18 protein-coding genes are annotated in these 18,079 nt (G+C 69.2%); 5 read left to right on the top strand and 13 right to left on the bottom strand.

Annotated features, from left to right (window positions below; all coding sequences use genetic code 11):
• Positions 1 to 68: 68 nt before the first annotated feature.
• Positions 69 to 770, top strand: a complete 702-nt coding sequence (locus K2F54_RS05970; protein ID WP_220604931.1) for a TetR/AcrR family transcriptional regulator — start codon at positions 69 to 71, stop codon at positions 768 to 770.
• A 195-nt stretch (positions 771 to 965) separates the two neighbouring features.
• Here the strand turns inward: K2F54_RS05970 and K2F54_RS05965 are convergent, their stop codons facing one another.
• From K2F54_RS05965 to purD, 3 genes are all read right to left on the bottom strand, one after another.
• A complete protein-coding gene (locus K2F54_RS05965) occupies positions 966 to 1,814 on the bottom strand; it encodes an alpha/beta hydrolase (RefSeq protein ID WP_220604930.1) in 849 nt (282 codons plus the stop codon).
• A gap of 174 nt (positions 1,815 to 1,988) precedes the next feature.
• Positions 1,989 to 2,888, bottom strand: coding sequence for a phosphoribosylaminoimidazolesuccinocarboxamide synthase (locus K2F54_RS05960; RefSeq protein WP_220604929.1), 900 nt, complete (start codon positions 2,886 to 2,888; stop codon positions 1,989 to 1,991).
• The gene (gene purD, locus K2F54_RS05955) at positions 2,888 to 4,156 is read right to left on the bottom strand and encodes a phosphoribosylamine--glycine ligase (protein WP_220604928.1); all 1,269 of its coding nucleotides are present in this window, start codon (positions 4,154 to 4,156) and stop codon (positions 2,888 to 2,890) included. Before purD ends, K2F54_RS05960 begins: the two co-directional genes overlap by 1 nt.
• A gap of 121 nt (positions 4,157 to 4,277) precedes the next feature.
• Here purD and K2F54_RS05950 point away from each other — a divergent pair, with 121 nt between their 5' ends.
• Positions 4,278 to 4,640, top strand: a complete 363-nt coding sequence (locus K2F54_RS05950; RefSeq protein ID WP_220604927.1) for a sterol carrier family protein — start codon at positions 4,278 to 4,280, stop codon at positions 4,638 to 4,640.
• Positions 4,641 to 4,730: 90 nt separating this feature from the next.
• On the opposite strand, the gene K2F54_RS05945 is transcribed toward K2F54_RS05950, so the two are convergent.
• The 9 genes from K2F54_RS05945 to K2F54_RS05910 all read right to left on the bottom strand — a co-directional run bounded on the left by K2F54_RS05945 (position 4,731) and on the right by K2F54_RS05910 (position 14,291).
• On the bottom strand, positions 4,731 to 6,299 hold the full coding sequence (locus tag K2F54_RS05945; RefSeq protein ID WP_220604926.1) for a glycoside hydrolase family 32 protein: 1,569 nt from the start codon (positions 6,297 to 6,299) through the stop codon (positions 4,731 to 4,733).
• Entirely contained in the window at positions 6,296 to 7,396 is a 1,101-nt protein-coding gene (locus K2F54_RS05940; protein WP_220604925.1) for an oligopeptide/dipeptide ABC transporter ATP-binding protein, read from the bottom strand. Before K2F54_RS05940 ends, K2F54_RS05945 begins: the two co-directional genes overlap by 4 nt.
• Positions 7,393 to 8,373: an ABC transporter ATP-binding protein gene (locus K2F54_RS05935; RefSeq protein ID WP_220604924.1), complete on the bottom strand. Its 981-nt coding sequence runs from the start codon at positions 8,371 to 8,373 to the stop codon at positions 7,393 to 7,395. Before K2F54_RS05935 ends, K2F54_RS05940 begins: the two co-directional genes overlap by 4 nt.
• Positions 8,370 to 9,311, bottom strand: a complete 942-nt coding sequence (locus K2F54_RS05930; RefSeq protein ID WP_220604923.1) for an ABC transporter permease — start codon at positions 9,309 to 9,311, stop codon at positions 8,370 to 8,372. Before K2F54_RS05930 ends, K2F54_RS05935 begins: the two co-directional genes overlap by 4 nt.
• Before the next feature lie 13 nt (positions 9,312 to 9,324).
• Positions 9,325 to 10,302 carry an ABC transporter permease gene (locus K2F54_RS05925; RefSeq protein ID WP_220604922.1) on the bottom strand — a complete coding sequence of 326 codons (978 nt, stop codon included), beginning with the start codon at positions 10,300 to 10,302 and terminating at the stop codon, positions 9,325 to 9,327.
• 131 nt (positions 10,303 to 10,433) lie between these two features.
• Positions 10,434 to 10,757 (bottom strand): hypothetical protein, encoded by a 324-nt coding sequence (locus K2F54_RS19080; RefSeq protein ID WP_255576739.1) that lies wholly within the window; start codon positions 10,755 to 10,757, stop codon positions 10,434 to 10,436.
• Entirely contained in the window at positions 10,739 to 12,097 is a 1,359-nt protein-coding gene (locus tag K2F54_RS05920; RefSeq protein WP_255576738.1) for an ABC transporter substrate-binding protein, read from the bottom strand. The genes K2F54_RS19080 and K2F54_RS05920 overlap by 19 nt, the downstream gene beginning before the upstream one ends.
• Before the next feature lie 67 nt (positions 12,098 to 12,164).
• The gene (locus tag K2F54_RS05915) at positions 12,165 to 13,181 is read right to left on the bottom strand and encodes a LacI family DNA-binding transcriptional regulator (protein ID WP_308287537.1); all 1,017 of its coding nucleotides are present in this window, start codon (positions 13,179 to 13,181) and stop codon (positions 12,165 to 12,167) included.
• Positions 13,182 to 13,343: 162 nt separating this feature from the next.
• Positions 13,344 to 14,291, bottom strand: coding sequence for a ribokinase (locus K2F54_RS05910; protein ID WP_220604921.1), 948 nt, complete (start codon positions 14,289 to 14,291; stop codon positions 13,344 to 13,346).
• 251 nt (positions 14,292 to 14,542) lie between these two features.
• Here K2F54_RS05910 and K2F54_RS05905 point away from each other — a divergent pair, with 251 nt between their 5' ends.
• Genes K2F54_RS05905 through purM form a run of 3 tightly spaced genes read left to right on the top strand, consistent with a single transcriptional unit; the run spans position 14,543 to position 17,661 of the window.
• The gene (locus K2F54_RS05905) at positions 14,543 to 14,953 is read left to right on the top strand and encodes a hypothetical protein (RefSeq protein ID WP_220604920.1); all 411 of its coding nucleotides are present in this window, start codon (positions 14,543 to 14,545) and stop codon (positions 14,951 to 14,953) included.
• 15 nt (positions 14,954 to 14,968) lie between these two features.
• Complete coding sequence (gene purF, locus K2F54_RS05900) at positions 14,969 to 16,561, top strand: amidophosphoribosyltransferase (RefSeq protein WP_220604919.1); 1,593 nt, start codon at positions 14,969 to 14,971, stop codon at positions 16,559 to 16,561.
• Entirely contained in the window at positions 16,558 to 17,661 is a 1,104-nt protein-coding gene (gene purM, locus K2F54_RS05895; protein ID WP_220604918.1) for a phosphoribosylformylglycinamidine cyclo-ligase, read from the top strand. Before purF ends, purM begins: the two co-directional genes overlap by 4 nt.
• Before the next feature lie 144 nt (positions 17,662 to 17,805).
• Here the strand turns inward: purM and K2F54_RS05890 are convergent, their stop codons facing one another.
• Entirely contained in the window at positions 17,806 to 18,045 is a 240-nt protein-coding gene (locus K2F54_RS05890; protein ID WP_220604917.1) for a DUF3073 domain-containing protein, read from the bottom strand.
• Positions 18,046 to 18,079 lie beyond the last annotated feature (34 nt).

Raw genomic sequence — 18,079 nt, 5'->3', positions numbered from 1 at the left:
GCCCGGCCTGATTGGGCGAGGAGGCCACCCTCCGCGGGCTCGGAGAAAGGGGATCTAGAATCAACCCCATGACATCCTCCGCCCGGCCCCCGCAGGACGCGTCCCAACCGCGCCGCCGTGACGCTCGGCAGAATCGTGAACGACTCATCGACGAGGCCCGCAGCCTCATCGCCGAGCACGGCGTGGATGCGTCGTTGGAGGAGATCGCGCGTCGCGCCGACGTCGGCGTCGCCACCCTGTACCGCAACTTCCCCAGCCGTGACGACCTCGTCCGGGCGTTGTACGACATCGCTCTGGCCGAGCTGTTCGCGGTGCGCAGCGAGATCGAAGCGGCACCCTCCGCCTGGGCCGGCGTGGTGCTGTACACCGAGCGCCTGGCCGAATGGCTCGTCGCCGACCCGTCGCTGCCGCCCATCCTCAAGCGGATGGCCACGATCGATCCCACCGCCAGGCCCTCAGTGGAGTTCGAGAGCTTCATCGCCGCCCTCGTGCTGCAGGCCAAGAAAGACGGCGACCTGCGCCCCGACGTCGACTCGATGGACCTGGCCGTTCTCGTCACGATGATCGGATCGCTCGGCACCCTCGGCGGTGGGTACACCGGTCAGTGGCGCCGGCAGCTTTCCCTGGTGCTCGATGGGCTGCGGATGCCGGAGAAGCCCCGGCCCAAACTGCCCGGGCGTCCGCTGAGCGTCAAGGAGTTCCAGGCCACGGTGCACGGCATCACCCGCCGGGCCAAGCGCGCCGCCCGCGGTACCCGCCCCGCGAACTGACCGCGCTTCCCGCGTCCGCCACCGGTTCGCGGGCCTGCCGCGGCCCGTGTTCGTCCCGCCGGCACGTCTTCGTCCTCTCGCGGCACGTGTTGGGCACGGCGGCACGTGTTCGTACGCGTGCCGGCGGGCGCAAGTAGTGCCGCGAGAAGGGGAACCGCCGCGCGGCGCGGCCTACGCGGCCGTCAGCCGGGTGAGTTACCGGCCAGCGGCCCAGCCGGTGATCAGGTCGATCGCCCGCGCGAAGGCGGCCTCCCTCGGCCGGTTGAGGAACGCGTGCGCCGTGCCCGGCAGCACGCGGCGTTCCACCGGTACCGCCGCATCCGTCAGTTCGCGGGCGAACTGCTCGCCAGAGGCACGCATGGAATCGCTCTCGGCATCGAGCATCAGCACCGGCGGAAAGCCGTGCAGCGGATGCCCGCCCGCGAAGGCGAACGGTTCGGCCAGCGCGGCCACGCTACCGGTGTAGTTCAGGTTCGTCAGGTCCAGCAACGCCGGAAGGTGGGTGTACTTGCGGCGGCCGCGCAGCAGCCCACGCACCTCACGAGTGAGCTCGGGCAGGCGGGCGTGGAAGAAGCCGTAGGCGAAGAACACGCCCGCCAGCGGCGGAGCACCGTCGGCGGCCAGCCGCAGCACGGCCCCGGCCGACAGACAGGCCCCGGCGCTCGCGCCACCGAGGAGCACCCCGGGCGGGAGGTCGGTCTGTGCGCTCTGCTCGGCCTGCACGGCCCGCAGCACCGCCACCACGTCATCGACCGGCACCGGGTAGCGGATGCTCGGAGCGCGCCGTCGGCTCGGCGGACGGGGTCCGATGGTGGCCAGTCGGTAGCCCACCGTGACGACCGGAAAACCCGCGGCGGCCAGCGCGCGGGCCACCTCGTGCGTCTCGGGCAGGTCGAGGTCGCCCGTGAAGAACCCGCCGCCGTGCACCCACACGATCGGCGGGCGGGCCGTGGCGCCGGCGGGTGGGGCGTACCGGCGAACGGGTACGGGGCCGTGCGGTCCGGCGACAGCGCTCTCAACGGGGGCGACGGTGTGCTCGGGCATCCTGCAACCCTAGGGCGCGCAGCGGTCCAGCTTCTTCGTGCGGGCCCGCCCCACCGCCAACCGCGACCACGGGGCCTCGCTCGTGGCACGTGTTCGTCCCGCCGGCACGTGTTCGTACTCGTGCCGGCGGGCGGAACTAGTGCCGCGAGAAGGGAAACTGCCTCGCAGCGAGGGTTACGCGGCCGTCAGCCGGGTCAGCAGCTCGCGGTAGCGTGCCGCCGTCTGCGCGACGATTTCGGCGGGCAGCTCGGGCGGGGTGCCGGTCTGGTCCCAGTTGGCGGCCAGCCAGTCGCGCACGATCTGCTTGTCGAAGCTGGCCATCCGCTCGGCGGGGGTGTTCCCGGCCAGCCAGAGCGCGGCATCCCAGTACCGGCTGGAGTCGCTGGTGAGCACCTCGTCGCCGAGGGTGAGCACGCCGGTCGCTCGATCGGCGCCGAACTCGAACTTGGTGTCGGCCAGGATCACCCCGTGGGTCTCGGCGATGACGGATGCGCGACTGAAGATCTCCAGCGACGTCGTCCGCAGCGCCTCGGCCACGTCGGCCCCCACCAGCTCGACGGTGCGTTCGAACGAGATGTTCTCGTCGTGCTCGCCCATCGGGGCCTTCCACGCCGGAGTGTAGATCGGTTCGGGTAGGCGGTCGCCGTTCTGCAGGCCCTCCGGCAGCGGGATGCCGCAGACGGTCTGGCTGGCGACGTACTCGAGCCAGCCGGAGCCGGTGAGGTAGCCGCGCACGACGCACTCGATCGGGTACATGTCCAGTGTCGTGCAGAGCATCGCCCGGCCGGCGACCTCGGCGGGAATGCGGCTGGTCCCCTCTGCCGTGCGGTCGGGCACGAGGTGGTTGGGCACGCCGGTCAGCTGGTCGAACCACCACAGGCTCAGGGTGGTGAGCAGTTCGCCCTTGCCGGGGATTCCGGGTTCGAGCACGTGGTCGAACGCGCTCACCCGGTCGCTGGCCACGACGAGAACCCGGTCGGCGTCAGCCAACCCGGTGGAGCCGGTCGGCACGTACAGGTCGCGCACCTTGCCCGAATAGACGTGCTGCCAGCCGTCCAGCGCCAGCGCGGCCATCAGGAGACGACCTTGGCGGCGATGTCGGTGCGGTGCTGCGAACCCTCGAGCCCGATCAGGTCGACCGCCTCGTATGCGCGGGCGCGCGCCTCGGTGAAGTCGCTCCCCACGGCCACGACGCTGAGCACCCGGCCGCCGGTGGCGACCAGGTCGCGGCCGTCCAGGGCGGTCGCGGCGTGTGCGATGGTCACGCCGGCCACGGCGGAGGCCTCGGCCAGGCCGGTGATCGCGCGTCCCGTCACGGGGGTCTCCGGGTAGTTCTCGCTGGCGACCACCACGGTCACCGCGGCGTCGGCGGAGAACTCCGGTCGGGGCAGCGCGGCCAGCCCGCCGGTGGACGCGGCCATCAGCAGCCCGCTCAGCGGGGTCACCAGGCGCGGCAGCACCACCTGGGTCTCTGGGTCGCCGAAGCGCGCGTTGAATTCGATCACGCGGATGCCGGCATCCGTCAGAATCAGCCCGCAGTAGAGCAGCCCGATGAACGGGGTGTCTTCGTCGGCGAGCTGGCGCACGGTGGGCAGCGCGATGGTCTCGATGACCTCGTCGACGAAGGCGGTCTCGCTGCCGAAGCCGGCGTCGAGCCAGGGCAGCGGGGAGTATGCGCCCATGCCGCCGGTGTTGGGTCCCTCGTCGTTGTCGGCCAGGCGCTTGTAGTCCTGGGCGGGGGAGAGCGGCAGCACGCTGTGGCCGTCGCTGAGCAGGAAGAGGGAGACCTCCTGGCCGGAGAGGAATTCCTCGACCAGCACGGCGCCGTGCTGCAACCAGCGCACCGCGTGCGCGAGGGCGTCGTCACGATCGGTGGTGACGAGCACGCCCTTGCCGGCGGCGAGGCCGTCGGCCTTGACCACGTACGGGGCACCGTATTCGTCCAGGGCGCCCTGCGCCTCGGCGAGGTTGCCGGCCCGCACGGCCCGGCCGGTGGGCACACCGGCGTCGTCCATGATGCGCTTGGCGAAGGTCTTGCTGCCCTCAAGGGCGGCGGCGGCCTGACCGGGTCCGAAGACCGGGATACCGCGGGTGCGCAGGGCGTCGGCGACACCGGCCACGAGCGGGGCCTCAGGGCCCACGACCACGAGGTCGATGTTGTGCTCCTGCGCGAAGTTGGTGACCACGTCGGAGTCGGTGGGGTCGAGGTCGACCACCGGCACGTCCGCGGCAATGCCGGCGTTGCCTGGGGCGGCGATCACGTAGGGTCGCGGCTCCTCACGCAGGAGGGCAGTGACGATGGCGTGCTCGCGGGCGCCGGAACCGAGGACCAGTATTCTCACCGGATCAGGCTACCCGGCCAACGCCCCCGCGCGCATCCACCGCCGACTCCTGGCGTCACGGCCACTCCGGCGAATGGGCGGCGGCGTCACGCGGGGCCCGATGAGACGGCAGACTGGGAGCATGGCACGCGCGAGAATCGATGACGGACTGGGCCGCACCGCCGTGAAGGCGTATCTGGCCGATGAGGCGGGCGCGACCCGCGACACCCGGGCGCTCGCCGTGCGATACACCCTGCAGGTCCTCGCCGAGCAGGCCGAGGGCAACACCGTCGAGGTGCGCGTGCCGCCGTTCGGCGCCACCCAGTGCATCGCCGGCCCGCGGCACACCCGCGGCACCCCGCCCAACGTCGTCGAAACGGATGTCGCCACCTGGCTCGGCCTGGCCACCGGCACCCTGTCTTGGACCGACGGTGTCGCCTCTGGCCGCATCCACGCCTCCGGCCAGCGCGCCGACCTCAGCGCCGAGCTGCCCCTCTTCCCCTGAGCCGGCCCCCGGCCCCCGCCGCCCCCATCCGCGGCTTCAGTTCCGCGGCAGTTGAGGCCCACCGGCCACTGAGACGGTTCTCGGCCGAGACTATAGTTCGGGCCACAGCCGACGCGGAGCGTGCCAGATGTCGGCCATGCGCCACGATTCGGCCTGGTGTACCTGCGCCCGGCCGCGGAGGCCGACGAACTCGACCCCGTGCGCGTCGGTGCGGGTGGGGTAGACCCGGCACGCCAGCGGTTGTCCGTTGGCGAAGATCTCCAGCGCGGAATGGTCCACGAGCGCGCGCACCCGGATGTGCCCGTCGACCTGCCGGATCGGGCCGCTGCGCGGGGTGGCGTCCACCGTCGGATCCAGGCTGCTGGCCGTGCGGATCAGCTCCAGAGTGACGTCGGCGTGTGGGTCGTCCGGTCGGGTGAAGCGGATGACCGTGCGCTCGGTCCCGTCTGCGGTGGCCCGCACCACCAATTCGGCCTCGGCTCCCGGCTCCAGCTGCAGGTCGGCCACGATGTCGATCTGGTCGCCACGCGTCAGACCGGTGCGGCGCTCCCCGTCGGTGAGGACGAAGCCGCCCAGTCGCACGTGGTCGCGTCGCAGCGTCTCCAGCTCGGGCACCGGCTGCTGCAGCAGGGTCCCGTCCGGCGCTCGGGTGACGAGCCGCGGCAACGACATGACGCCCGACCATCCCGCCGCCTCGGCCGCAGCGTCGGTGCGGCCCTCCTGCAGCCAGCCGAACATCACCCGGCGGCCCCGCGCATCCAGGGTGGATTGCGGCGCGTAGAAGTACCGTCCGCCGTAGTCGAGGCGGTGCGCTGCCGTGCGCTCGAACTCGGTACCGGAGTAGCGGCCGGTCAGGTACAGCGTGTGGCGGGTGACGCCGTCATCCCAGGCGGAGAACACGAGCACGTCGGGGTCGACGGTTTCGCTCTCGCCGGCGCCGGCTTCGAGGCGGAACATGTCGACGCATTCCCACATGGTGCCGGTCCAGTCGTCGGCGGTGGTCTCCCGGTCGCCGCTGTCGCCCACGACCAGCGGGCCGAGGTAGCTCCAGCTCCGCAGGTCGGGGGATTCGTAGAGCAGCGCCGTGCCGCCCTGGCCACGGATGCCGGAGCCGATGAGTTGACGCCAGCCGCCGCCGGGGTGCGGCCACACGCAGTGATCCCGGAAGGCGGTGAGCTCCAGCGCCGCGGGCGGCGCGGAGATCACCGGGTTGGCCGCATCGGTGGTCCACTCGGTGAGATCCGCCGAACCCACCGCGACGCAGGGCAGCTCCTGGTCACCCCGGCGCCCAGAATAGACCAGCGTCGGCACGCCGTGGTCGTCCACGAGCACCCCCGACCAGCATCCATCGGCGTCCGGGGCGTCCGCGCTGTCCGACGGAACCAGGGCCACAGGGGCATCGGTCCAGGTGACCAGGTCGGGGCTTGTCGCGTGCCCCCAGTGGATGCGGCTGTGCACGGCCTTCAGCGGGTTGTACTGATAGAAGAGGTGGTACACGCCGTTCCAGTGGCTGAAGCCATTCGGGTCATTGAGCCAGCCCGCCGGGGACACGAAGTGGAACCGCGGGCGGTGCCCGTCGGCCTCCGCGCGCGTCACGAGCTCGTCCGGCGCGGCCGTCGGATCGGGGTGGTCAGTGAGGGGAACGACGAGCGGGTTCACCGGTCAGCCTTTCTGGTCGGTGCCGGGGCAGTGCCGGGGGCGGTGTCGAGGACGGAGTCGAGGTCGGAGTCGGAATCGGTGAGTAGCGGATTTGTCGCCGCGGAGACCTTCGGTGCGTACAGGTGGCAGCGCACCCAGTGATCGGGGCCCACGGTGTGCCGCACCGGCGAGGTGGTGCTGCAGTCCGCTCCCTGCCACGGGCAGGTGGTGGGCGCCAGCACGGCCTGCCGCAACCTCGCGCGTTCAACCGGGTCGTAGCTCAGCGTGCGGGCCGGATCCGGAACGGCCGACAGCAGCAGCCGCGTGTACGGGTGCGACGGGTTCTTCATCAACTCCAGGGACTCCCCGCCCTCGACGAGGGCTCCGGCGAACATCACCAGGGTGGTGTCGGCCACGTACCTGGCCGAGGCCAGGTCGTGGGTGATGAACAGCATCGAGATACCCCGCTCGTCACGCAGCCTGGCCATCAGGTTGAGGATGCCGATGCGCACCGACACGTCGAGCATCGAGGTGGGCTCGTCGGCCAGGATGATCTCCGGGTCCACGGCGAGTGCCCGAGCAATCGACACCCGCTGGCGTTGCCCACCGGAGAGCTCGTGCGGGTAGCTGTCGAGCATGTCTTCGGTCAGCCCGACGGTGCGCATCAGCTCGGCGGACCGGCTGCGCACCTCCGCACGGGTTCTGGCCTTGCCGTGGATGCGGAGGGGCCGTTCCAGGAAGTGTTCCACCCGGTGCGCCGGGTTCAGCGAGCCGAACGGGTCCTGGAAGACCATCTGCACGGTGCCGCGGTACCGGCGGGAGGCCGCCGATTTCTCGGTCTTGAGCACGTCCTGGCCACCGACCGTGATCGACCCGGAGGTGGGGCGTTCCAGGCGGGCGATGGCCCGGGCCACCGTGCTCTTGCCGCTGCCGGATTCCCCGACCAGGGCGACGATCGTGCCGCGGGGGATGTCGAAGTCGACGTTGTCGACGGCGCGCATGCTTCGCCTGGAGAACAACCCGCCGAGCGGGAAGTCCTTCGTGAGCCCTCGCACCCGCACGCTCACGTCGTCGGGTGCATCCGTGCTGGCTGGGCGCTGTGCGGTGCTGGTGGTCATGCTGCCGCTCCTTCGAGGTTGGTGCGCGGGTGCTCAGCCACAAAACGTCCCTGTTCCACCTCGCGCAGGTCGGGGATGTTGCCGGAACAGTTGATCCGGTCTGGTGGGCAGGACACGTGGAAGGCGCAGCTGCCAGAGCCGTCTGCGGCTCGAACCGCATCCGACAGCCCGGTCAGGCGAATACGCGGCCCGGTCAACGGGGGGAACGCGTTCATCAGCGACGAGGTGTACGGGTGCAGGGGCCGGGCGAACAGGAGGTCGGCCTCGGCCATCTCCACCAGCCGGCCGCTGTGCATCACCGCCATGCGGTGGGACAGCTCCACCATGAGGGACATGTCGTGGGTGATGAAGAGCACGGAGAATCCCAGCTGCCGCTGCAGGTCGCTGATCTGCGCCATGATCTCCTGCTGCACGACCACGTCCAGCGCTGTCGTCGGTTCGTCCATGATCAGCAGTGAGGGCTGCAGCGCGAGGGCCATGGCGATCACGGCGCGTTGGCGCATGCCGCCGGACAACTGGTGCGGGTAGGAATCCAGCCGCACCGGGTCGATGCTCACCAGGCGGAGCAGCTCGGCCGATCGGACCCTGGCCTGTTTGACCGAGATCCCCTCGTGGGTGGTGAAGATGTCCACCATCTGGCTCCCGATGGTCATCACCGGGTTGAGCGAGTTCATGGCGCTCTGGAAGATCATCGCGATCTCCTTCCAGCGAAACCGGCGCAGTTCCTCGCCACGCAGGGTCAGCAGGTCGCGGCCCTTGAACCTGATCTGCCCGCCCGTGATCTCGGCTGGATCCTTCAACAGCCGCATGATGGAGTTGGCGACGGTGGACTTGCCGCAGCCGGATTCGCCGGCCAGGCCGAAGATCTCGCCCTCACCGATACTGAACGACACATCGTTGACGGCGACCACCTGGCGGTTGTCACCGTGGTATTCCACTCGCAGGTTGGAGACCTCGAGGATCGGCGTGGTGCTCATGCGCGGGTCCGTCCCTTCTTTTTCGTTCGCAGCCGCGGGTTCGTGACCTCGTCGACGGCGTAGTTGACCATGGCCAGGGCGAAAGCCACCAGCGCGATGCAGAGGCCAGAGGGCACGAACGCCCACCACGCCCCGGTGAACAGTGCTCCGTCGTTGCTCGCCCAGTACAGGTTGGTGCCCCAAGTCACGACGCTCGCGTCGCCGAGGCCGAGGAACTCGAGGCCGGCCTGCGCCCCGATGCCGAAGATGACGCAGGCCAGGAAGGTGCTCATCACGATGGAGGCCATGTTCGGCAAGATCTCGCGGAACATGATTCGCAGCGGATTCTCGCCCGTCACGACGGCGGCGGCGACGAAGTCCTTACTGCGGATGGATAGCGCCTGCGAGCGCAGCACCCTGGCCGAACCGGCCCAGCCGGTGATGATCAGCACCACGACGACGGTTCCGATCCCCGGCGGCAGGAAGGCCGCGAGGATCACCAGCAGCGGCAGCCCGGGAATCAGTAGGAAGACGTTGGTGACCAGGGAGAGCAGGTCGTCGATGACCCGGCCGAAGTAGGCCGAGGCCACCCCCACCAGCAGTCCGACCAGGGTCGCGGCCGCGCCCACGACGAAGCCGACCAACAGGGAGGTCCTGGCGCCGTGCATGGTCAGGGCCAGAACGTCCTGGCCCTTGGCGGTCGTGCCGAACAGGTGCTCGGCGGACGGCGGCTGCGACGCGATCGCCGTGATGAGCGACGGGTTTCCTGGCGCAAGCAGCGGTGCCGCAAGCGCGACAACGGCGAACACCAGCAACACGCCGGCCCCGAAGGCCGCCTTGCGATTGCCCAGGATGCCGCGGATCAGACCGTGGCGAGGCCGGCGGATGGATGCCGGCGCGCTGGTGGGGGCATCCGGTGTGGCCAGCGCCACGGTGTCAGAGGGATTGGTGACAGACATGATGTTCTCCGTCTCAGCTCACGCGCACGCGCGGGTCGAGGCGCACGTACACGATGTCAACGATGAAGTTGGCGACGAGCACTGCGGCCGTGATGGTGAGGAAGATGCCCTGCATGAGCGGGTAGTCGAGACCCTGCACGGCGGCGAGCAGCTGATAGCCCACCCCCGGATAGGCGAAGACCACCTCGGTGAGCAGGGCACCGCCCACAATGAAGCCGAAGGACATTCCGAAGGCGGTGACGCTGGGCAGCATGGCGTTGCGGGCGGCGTAGCGGAACATGATGCGGTTGTTCGTCAGACCTTTCGCCTCGGCCATGAGGATGTAGTCCTCGGCGGTGGTGGCGATCATGGTGTTGCGCATCCCGAGCATCCAGCCGCCGATGGAGACCAGCACGATGGTCAGCGCCGGCAGGAACAGGTGGGTGGCGACGCTGGAGAAGAAGGTCCAGGAGAGCTCCGGCGTCATGCCGGCGTCGAAAGCGTGCCGGATGGGGAACCAGCCGAGCACCACCCCGAACAGGTAGAGCGCCGCCATGGCGAGCCAGAAGTAGGGGAACGAGCCGACGAAGACCAGGATCGGGGGGAAGACGGAGTCGAGGACGCCACCGCGTCGCCAGGCGGCGAGGATGCCCAGGAGGTTGCCGATGACGACGGCGATCACCAGTGCGGTGCCGCCGAGCAGCAGGGTCCAGCCGATCTGGCTGCCGATGACCTCCGAAACCGGGGTGGGGAAGCGGGAGATTGATACGCCCATCTGGCCGGTGAAGATGTTGTGCACGTAGGTGAGGTACTGCTGCCAGATCGGGCGTTCGTCGAGGCCGAACAGCTGGCGCAGCTGCTCGATCTGGTGGGGCTGCATCTTGTTTGCCGCCTGGGCGAACATGCGGGTGACGGGGTCGCCGGGCATGAACCGGGGCAGGAGGAAGTTGAGGGTGATCGACACCCAGAAGGCGAGGAGGTAGAAAGCCAACCGCCGCACTATGAATCGCACTGGTCGTGCTCCGTTCTTGACATGGCTGCCTGGCCTGGTGTGGCCATCGGGCTTGGCGTGGCTATCGGGCGGATGCCGGTGTGCCGGACAGCCGCGGGGGCGGCACCCCCGCGAGGGGGTGCCGCCGATCGCTACTTGGTGACGGGTTCCAGGCTGGTCAGCACGAGAACTGTCGTGGGGGACTTGGTGGAGAGCGTGGCGTACGGGTCGCTTTCCGTGGGGAATCCGGTGAAGCGGGTGTCGGTGAACATGCCCCACTCCGGGCCGGCGAACAGCGGGATGACGGGCGCCTCGGCGTCGAACTGGGCCTGCAGGCCGTTCACGGCCTCGGTCTGGGCCGCCTCGTCGGTGCTGCCGGCGAAGGTGGCGAGCAGGGCGTCAGCTTCCGGGCTGGCGAAGCGGTGGTAGTTCTCGAAGGTCTTCTCCCCGACCGGTTTCACCGTCTCGGACGACATGACGCCGCGGAAGAACTGGTACGGCGTCGGGGCGTTGTTGCTCCAGACGATTCCGGTGTCGAAACTGCCGTCTTCGTAGCTCGCCGAGACCGTGGGCCAGTCGGGTGAGTCGACGGTGGCGGTGACGCCGACCTCGGCCAGGTTCTGCGCGATGATCGTGGCCGCGAGAGCCAATCGGACGAGGCGGAGCCCACCGAGATGTCCAGGGTGAACGGGGAACCGTCCGGAAGGGTGCGGGTGCCGTCGGCTCCGAGCGGGTAGCCGGACTTCTCGAAGAGCGCGTTGGCCGCGTCGACATCGTGGTTCGTCCAGTCGCAGGACGCGGCCGTGTCGGCATCCGTCCAAGTCGAGTACGCGCCGCTGAGGCCGGTGCAGTCTGCCGGGCCCGCGTAGCCGTTCATCGCGATGTCGGTGACCTGCTCGCGGTCAACGGCCATGCTCAGTGCCTTGCGCACGTTGACGTCGTCGAACGGAGCCTTGGTGGTGTTGAGCTGCCAGTTGATCATCGAACCCGTGGAGGGGAACCAGAACTGGCGGTGTTCGGGGTCCTTCGCGACGAACGACTTCTCGATGTCCGGCATGAACTGGTACGCCCAGTCGACCTCGCCGTTGACCGCGGCGAGGTTGGCGCCGTCGTTGCCGGCGAAGGCGAGCATGCGGATGCCCGCGATCTTCTGCTTCTCTGGCTGCCAGTAGTTCGGGTTCTTGCCGAGGTCGAAGCTCTGGCTCTGGAAGCTGGTGACCTCCGTGTACGGGCCGGTTCCCACCGGGGTGCCGTTGGTGTCCTTGGCGGGGTCGTCGATGTCTTCCCAGATGTGCTGGGGAACGATGATCTGCTGGCCGATTTCGTAGAGGGCGGGGGAGTACGGGCGGTTCAGGACGAACCGCACCGTCTGGTCGTCGTCTGCTTCGACGGTGTCGAGGTACTCGTAGCCGCCGAGAAGCTCTTTCTGCAACTCGAACGTGTAGGCGACGTCCCCGGCGACCATGGGTTCGCCGTCGGACCAGGTGACCCCGTCGCGCATGGTGAACGTGAGCTCGAGCCCGTCGTCGCTGGCGGTCCATTCGGTGGCCAGCCACGGGGTGGTGGCGCCGTCGGCCGGGTTGTACACGAGCATCGACTCGTAGACCGCCTGCTGCGTCATCGGTGCCGCGTTGGGGGTGAACGGGTTGAAGTTGCGCGAGAAGGTACCCATGTCCTCACGCGGAATGGTGAGCAGCTGGTCGCCGGAGGTGTCGGCGGCTGTGCCGCCGGCCGTGCATCCGGTCAGCAGCACCGCTCCGGTGAGGAGCGCGGCCAAAGCCAGCGCGGATCGGGTCTTTCGTTGGGATTGTGGCATTATGGTTGTGTCCTTTCATCGACGCTGAGCGCGTGGTGGGGTGGCAATGCGTCGGTCTGATTCACAGTCAGACCGACGCACGTTCAAGCAGGGGGCAGTCGATCAGCATCCGGTTGGTGCGAAGCGGTGCTCCAGCTATGAGATCGGCGAGCATGGTGACACCCACGGCGCCCATCTGCTCGAAGGGCAGCGCCACCGTCGTGAGGCGGGGGCGAAGAAATTGGGAGATGATCTCCTGGTTGTCGAAGCCGACCATGGCAATGTCCTGCGGGATGCGCAGGCCGTGCTCCTTGACGGCGTCGTATGCGCCCATGGCCATCCGGTCGTTGCCGCAGAAGAACGCCGTGGGCGGCGACGCGGAGTCGAGCAGGGCTGCGGCGGCGTCGTATCCGCCGTCGGCCAGCGCATGGCCATACACGACGAGGTCGGGGTCCACTGTGACGCCCGCCTCTGCATGGGCCCGGTCGTAGCCGGCGCGGCGACCGATGGCCGCGGGCATGGCGGGATCGAGGTTGATGAACGCAATCCGGGAATGCCCCGCGTCGAGCAGTCGCTTCGTTGCACGGTAACCGCCGATTTCCTCGTCGGGCACCACGCACGGGAACCGGTCCTCTGGGTCGAAGCAGTTGATCAGAACCGTGGGCACCTCGAGGGCTGCCGGCGGCAGCGTCACGGCCCGGTGCCAGGTGGTGGCGTAGATGAGCCCCTCGACGCGCTGTTCGAGCAACTTCTCGATCGCGGCAGTTTCCATGGCCTGATCGCCCTCGCTCGACGCGATCAGCACGAACTTGCGCTCGTCCCAGGCCTTGTCCTGCACGCCCTTGATGATGTCCACGGCGAACGGGGCGGTGACGATCTCCGTGATCAGGCCGTACCAGTCGCTTTTCTGTGCGGCGAGGGCCTGCGCTCCGGCGTTGGGCCGGTAGCCGAGAGCGTCGACGGCCTCGAGGACACGCCGCCGGGTGCTGTCGGGAATGTTGGCGTTCTCACGGTTGCTCAGAACAAACGAGACCGTGGTGCGTGATACTCCGGAGTGGGACGCGACATCCGTCATCGTCACGTTGCGGGTCCGCTTGATCGCCACTGCGTACTGCCTTTCATCATTGAACTGCGTTGCCGACTCACCCGCGTTACTAACGCGCGTTACTCGGTGGTGAAACTCTAGCCGGAGAAATCCCGGGGTGTCAAGAGGGCACTCCGGGTGCCGTTTCACGTGGCCCGCCGTCGACGAAGGGCGAGCGGTCGATCAGGCGAGGATCGCGGCGACCTCGGCCAGCGTCGGCATCGAGCTCGTGGCCCCCGCCCTGGTCACCGAGATCGATGACGCCACGGTGGCCCAGCGCACGGCGTCGATCATCCGCTCGTCGGTCAGGCCGGCGGCAGACACGGCACCCGGCGCCGACCGCGCGGCCAGCCGGGCCACCAGGGCGCCCACGAAGGTGTCCCCGGCTGCGGTCGTATCCACGGCCGTGACCGGCCGGGCGGGCGCCAGCCCCAGCACCGCTCCGTCGTGGGCGACGATGCAGCCCTCGGCGCCGAGCGTCACGATCGCCCAGGTGCCGCCGGCGCTGAGTACTTCGGCGGCGCGGGCAGGGTCGCTCTCGCCGGTGAGCTCTGCGGCCTCGATCTGGTTGGGCACAACGAGGTCCACAGACGCCAGGAAGCCCGCGGGCAACGGCATGACCGGCGCGGGGGTGAGCACGGCGAACACGCCCGACTCCCTGGCCACGGTGATGCCCGCCTCCAGCGCGGCCACGGGCAGCTCGCACTGCATCACCAGGAACGAGGACTCTCGGATGCGTGCCTCCTGCGCCGCGGTGAGCGCGGTCACGGTGTTGTTGGCGCCGGACACCACGACGATCGAGTTCTCACCGGAGTCCAGCACGGAGATGTGCGCGGTGCCGGTCGGCTCGGACGTTTCCGCGAGGCCCTCCGCACCGATGCCCTCACCGGACACCAGGTCGCGCAGCTCCCGGCCGTAGCCGTCGGAGCCGACCGCGCCGATGAACTCCACGACGCCGCCCTGCCGGGCCGCCGCGACGGCTTGGTTGAGGCCCTTGCCGCCGGGCACGGTGCTGAAGCCGGTGCCGAACATTGTCTCGCCAGGCTTCGGCAGCCGGGGCTGGGTCACCACGAGGTCCATATTGGCGCTGCCGAGCACGACGATGCGGTGGGGTGCGCTGAAATCGTTCACCGGTCCAGTCTGGCGGATGCCGCCTCCTCCCACCCGGGGATCCTGCGATCCCGGGCCCCTGATACCGTTTCGCGGGCACCGCGCCGTTTCGCGGGTGGCACGCCACCCGCGAAACGGCGCCCGACCCGCGCACCCACGCTGCCGCATCTCCGTGGCCGCACCCCGATGCCCCACCCCGGCGTTGCCACCCACCCGCCGGATGCCTGCGCCACGTTGGCCCGTGCGCCATGGGCCCGTGCGACAATAGATGGGTGAGCTCTGCAGACCAGCACGGTGACGCCGAGACGCCAGCGTCCGGCACGGCGCCCCTCGAACCCACCGAGACCGTCGTCTCGGAGGACACCGTCGTCGTCCGCCGCTCGCCGCGCTACCTCAACTTCATGGTCGTCGGCGCGGTCGCCGGCGCTCTGCTGGCGTTCCTGCTCACGGTGATCTTCCCGCAGAACGACGAGTTCGACCCGGCGCAGGTCTTCGGTTTCCTGCTGCTCGGCGGCGTCACGGTCGGAATCGCGATCAGCTGCATCGTCGCGATCGTGCTCGACCGCATCGTCGGACGCTCGGCGACCACGGTTGTCGTCGATAGACTTGACGCGAACTCAACACGCGCCCTCGAGGCTCCGGATCCTGGATCCGACCCCCAATCTTCCAACGAGAATTCCTAGTAAAGGGGCTGCGGCTTGGCCGGTGGCGACGGACGTCTGAATCATGATCTTCTTCCTGGTGAGAAGGGCCCGCAGGATGCCTGCGGAGTCTTCGGAGTCTGGGCGCCGGGCGAAGAGGTAGCCAAGCTCAGCTACTTCGGGCTCTACGCCCTGCAGCACCGCGGCCAGGAATCGGCGGGCATCGCGACCAGCGACGGCTCGAAGATCCTCATCTACAAGGACATGGGCCTGGTCTCCCAGGTCTTCAACGAGGCCTCGCTGAGCACCCTGCTCGGCCACCTCGCGGTGGGTCACACCCGCTACTCCACCACCGGGTCGTCGAGCTGGCAGAACGCCCAGCCCACCCTCGGCCGCACCTCCACCGGCACCGTCGCCCTCGGCCACAACGGCAACCTCACCAACACCGCCGAGCTGCTCGAGCTGGTGCGTGAGCGCTACCCCAAGGTCGACGGCGAGCTGGCCCGCGGCAACACCACCGACACCGCCGTGATCACGGCCCTGCTCACCGGCGACGTCGACCACACCCTCGAAGCCACCGCCATGGAGGTGCTGCCGCGTCTGCGCGGCGCCTTCTGCCTGGTCTTCATGGACGAGACCACCCTCTACGCCGCCCGCGACCCGCAGGGTGTGCGCCCGCTGGTGCTCGGCCGGCTCGAACGCGGCTGGGTCGTCGCCTCCGAAACCGCCGCCCTCGACATCGTCGGCGCCAGCTTCGTGCGCGAGGTCGAACCCGGTGAGCTCATCACCATCGACGAAGACGGCCTGCGCACGCAGCGCTTCGCCGAGGTCAAGCGGGCCGGATGCGTGTTCGAGTACGTCTACCTCGCCCGGCCGGATACCACCATCGCCGGCCGTGGCGTGCACGAGGCCCGCGTCGAAATGGGTCGTCAGCTCGCCGCAGAGTACCCCGTCGAAGCAGACCTCGTCATCCCCACCCCCGAGTCCGGCACCCCGGCCGCCATCGGCTACGCCCAGGCGTCCGGCATCCCGTTCGGTCAGGGGCTGGTCAAGAACACCTACGTGGGCCGCACCTTCATCCAGCCCTCTGAGACCATCCGTCAGCGCGGCATCAAGCTCAAGCTCAACCCGCTCAAAGAGGTCATCAAGGGCAAGCGGCTGATCGTGGTCGACGACTCGATCGTGCGCGGCAACACCCAGCGCGCCCTGGTCAGCATGTTGCGGGAGGCGGGGGCGGCCGAGGTGCACGTGCGCATCTCCAGCCCGCCCATCACCTGGCCCTGCTTCTACGGCATCGACTTCGCCTCCCGTGCGGAACTCATCGCCACCGGCCTCGGTGTCGACGAGGTGCGCCAGGCCATCGGCGCCGACTCGCTCGGATACCTCTCGGAGGACGGCATGATCGCCGCCACCGAGCAGCCCAGGGAGAGCCTCTGCACGGCCTGCTTCACCGGCGTGTACCCGATCAAACTGCCAGAGACCCAGCACCTGGGCAAGAACCTCCTCGAGCGTGACTTCTCCACCTCCGACGGCTGCGACCCCGGTCCAGACGCGGAGTTCGAGGGTGTGCTCACCCCTGACTCGAAGCGGGCCACCGTGCTCGTCGAACACGGTCAGGTCCCGTTCGGCGATCCCGGAAGACCAGAATGAGCAACGCAAGCTACGCCGCCGCCGGAGTCGACACCCACGCGGGTGACCTCGCGGTATCACTGATGAAGACCGCCGTCTCGGCCACCCACGGCCCGGAGGTGCTCGGCGGGTTCGGCGGCTTCGCCGGCCTCTACGACGTCTCCTTCCTCACCAACTACACCCGCCCGCTGCTGGCCACCTCCACGGATGGCGTTGGCACCAAAGTCGCCATCGCCCAGGCGCTCGACAAGCACGACACCATCGGGCAAGACCTGGTGGGCATGGTCGTCGACGACATCATTGTCGTGGGTGCCCGCCCGCTGTTCATGACCGACTACATCGCCTGCGGCAAGGTCGTCCCCGAGCGCATCGCCTCGATCGTCGCCGGCATCGCCACGGCCTGCGCGGCCACCGGCACCGCCCTCGTCGGCGGCGAGACCGCCGAACACCCCGGCCTGCTCGGTCCGGACGACTACGATGTGGCCGGAGCGGCCACCGGTGTCGTCGAAGCCGGCCAGGTCCTCGGCGCCGAGCGCGTCCAGTCCGGTGACGTTGTCATCGCCATGGCCTCGTCCGGCCTGCACTCCAACGGGTTCTCGCTCGTGCGGCACATCCTGAGCCAGCGCGGTATCGGCTACACCGACACCTCGGCCGAGCTCGGCGGCGTCGTCGGTGAGGCCCTGCTCGAACCGACCCGGCTGTACACCGGGCCGCTGCTCAGCGTGCTCTCCGACCCCGAACTGGCCGGAGTGGTGCACTCCCTCAGCCACGTCACCGGCGGCGGTATCGCCGCCAACCTCGCCCGTGTGCTGCCCGTCGGCAGCTGGGTCGAGGTCGACCGGTCCACCTGGTCGCCCGCACCGGTCTTCCGGGTGCTCGGCGACATGGCCGGCAGCACGCTGGAGAGCGCCGAAGGCACCTGGAACCTCGGCGTGGGCATGTTCGCCGTCGTCGCCGCCAACGCCGCGTCATCCGTCATCTCGCGGTTGAAATCCGAGGGTATCCCGTCCTGGGTCGCCGGCCGCGTCTCGATGGCCCCGCACGACCTCACCGGATTCGAGCAGGGCGCCAAGGGCGTCAACGGGGGCGCCGTGCGCCTCGTCGGCAGCTACGCCGACTGACCGAACCCGCACACGACGAACCGCCCCGAGTCAGTTGACTCCGGGGCGGTTTGTTGTTGTGCTGAGAGTCGGCCGGGAACCGGTCGCCGGGCGCGCCACACAGTGTCGGCACCCGCGAACGCGAGCCGACGAGAAGCAGCGCGGCTAGGCGCGCTTCTTCTCGTCTTCGGTGTCGTAGTGGTCGACGTACTCGTCGGGATCGTCCGACGTCGTCTTGTTCGCCTCGTACTCCGGCCACTTGGCCAGGTCCTCGTCGAGGCGCGGGTCGGTCGCCGGATGCCCGGTGAGCTCGCGTTCGAGCGCGTTGTAGTTGGTGTCCGGGCTGAAATACTTCAGCTCGCGGGCGACCTTGGTGTGCTTTGCTTTTTGACGGCCGCGCCCCATGCGTGACCCCCTAACGATGCCAGGCCGGGTGAGC

The sequence above is a fragment of the Cryobacterium inferilacus genome (genome assembly GCF_019599185.1).
In the GTDB taxonomy this organism is placed as follows: Bacteria; Actinomycetota; Actinomycetes; order Actinomycetales; family Microbacteriaceae; genus Cryobacterium; species Cryobacterium inferilacus.
The sequence above is the reverse complement of the archived record's forward strand: the minus strand, read 5'-3'. Positions and strand labels throughout refer to the sequence as shown.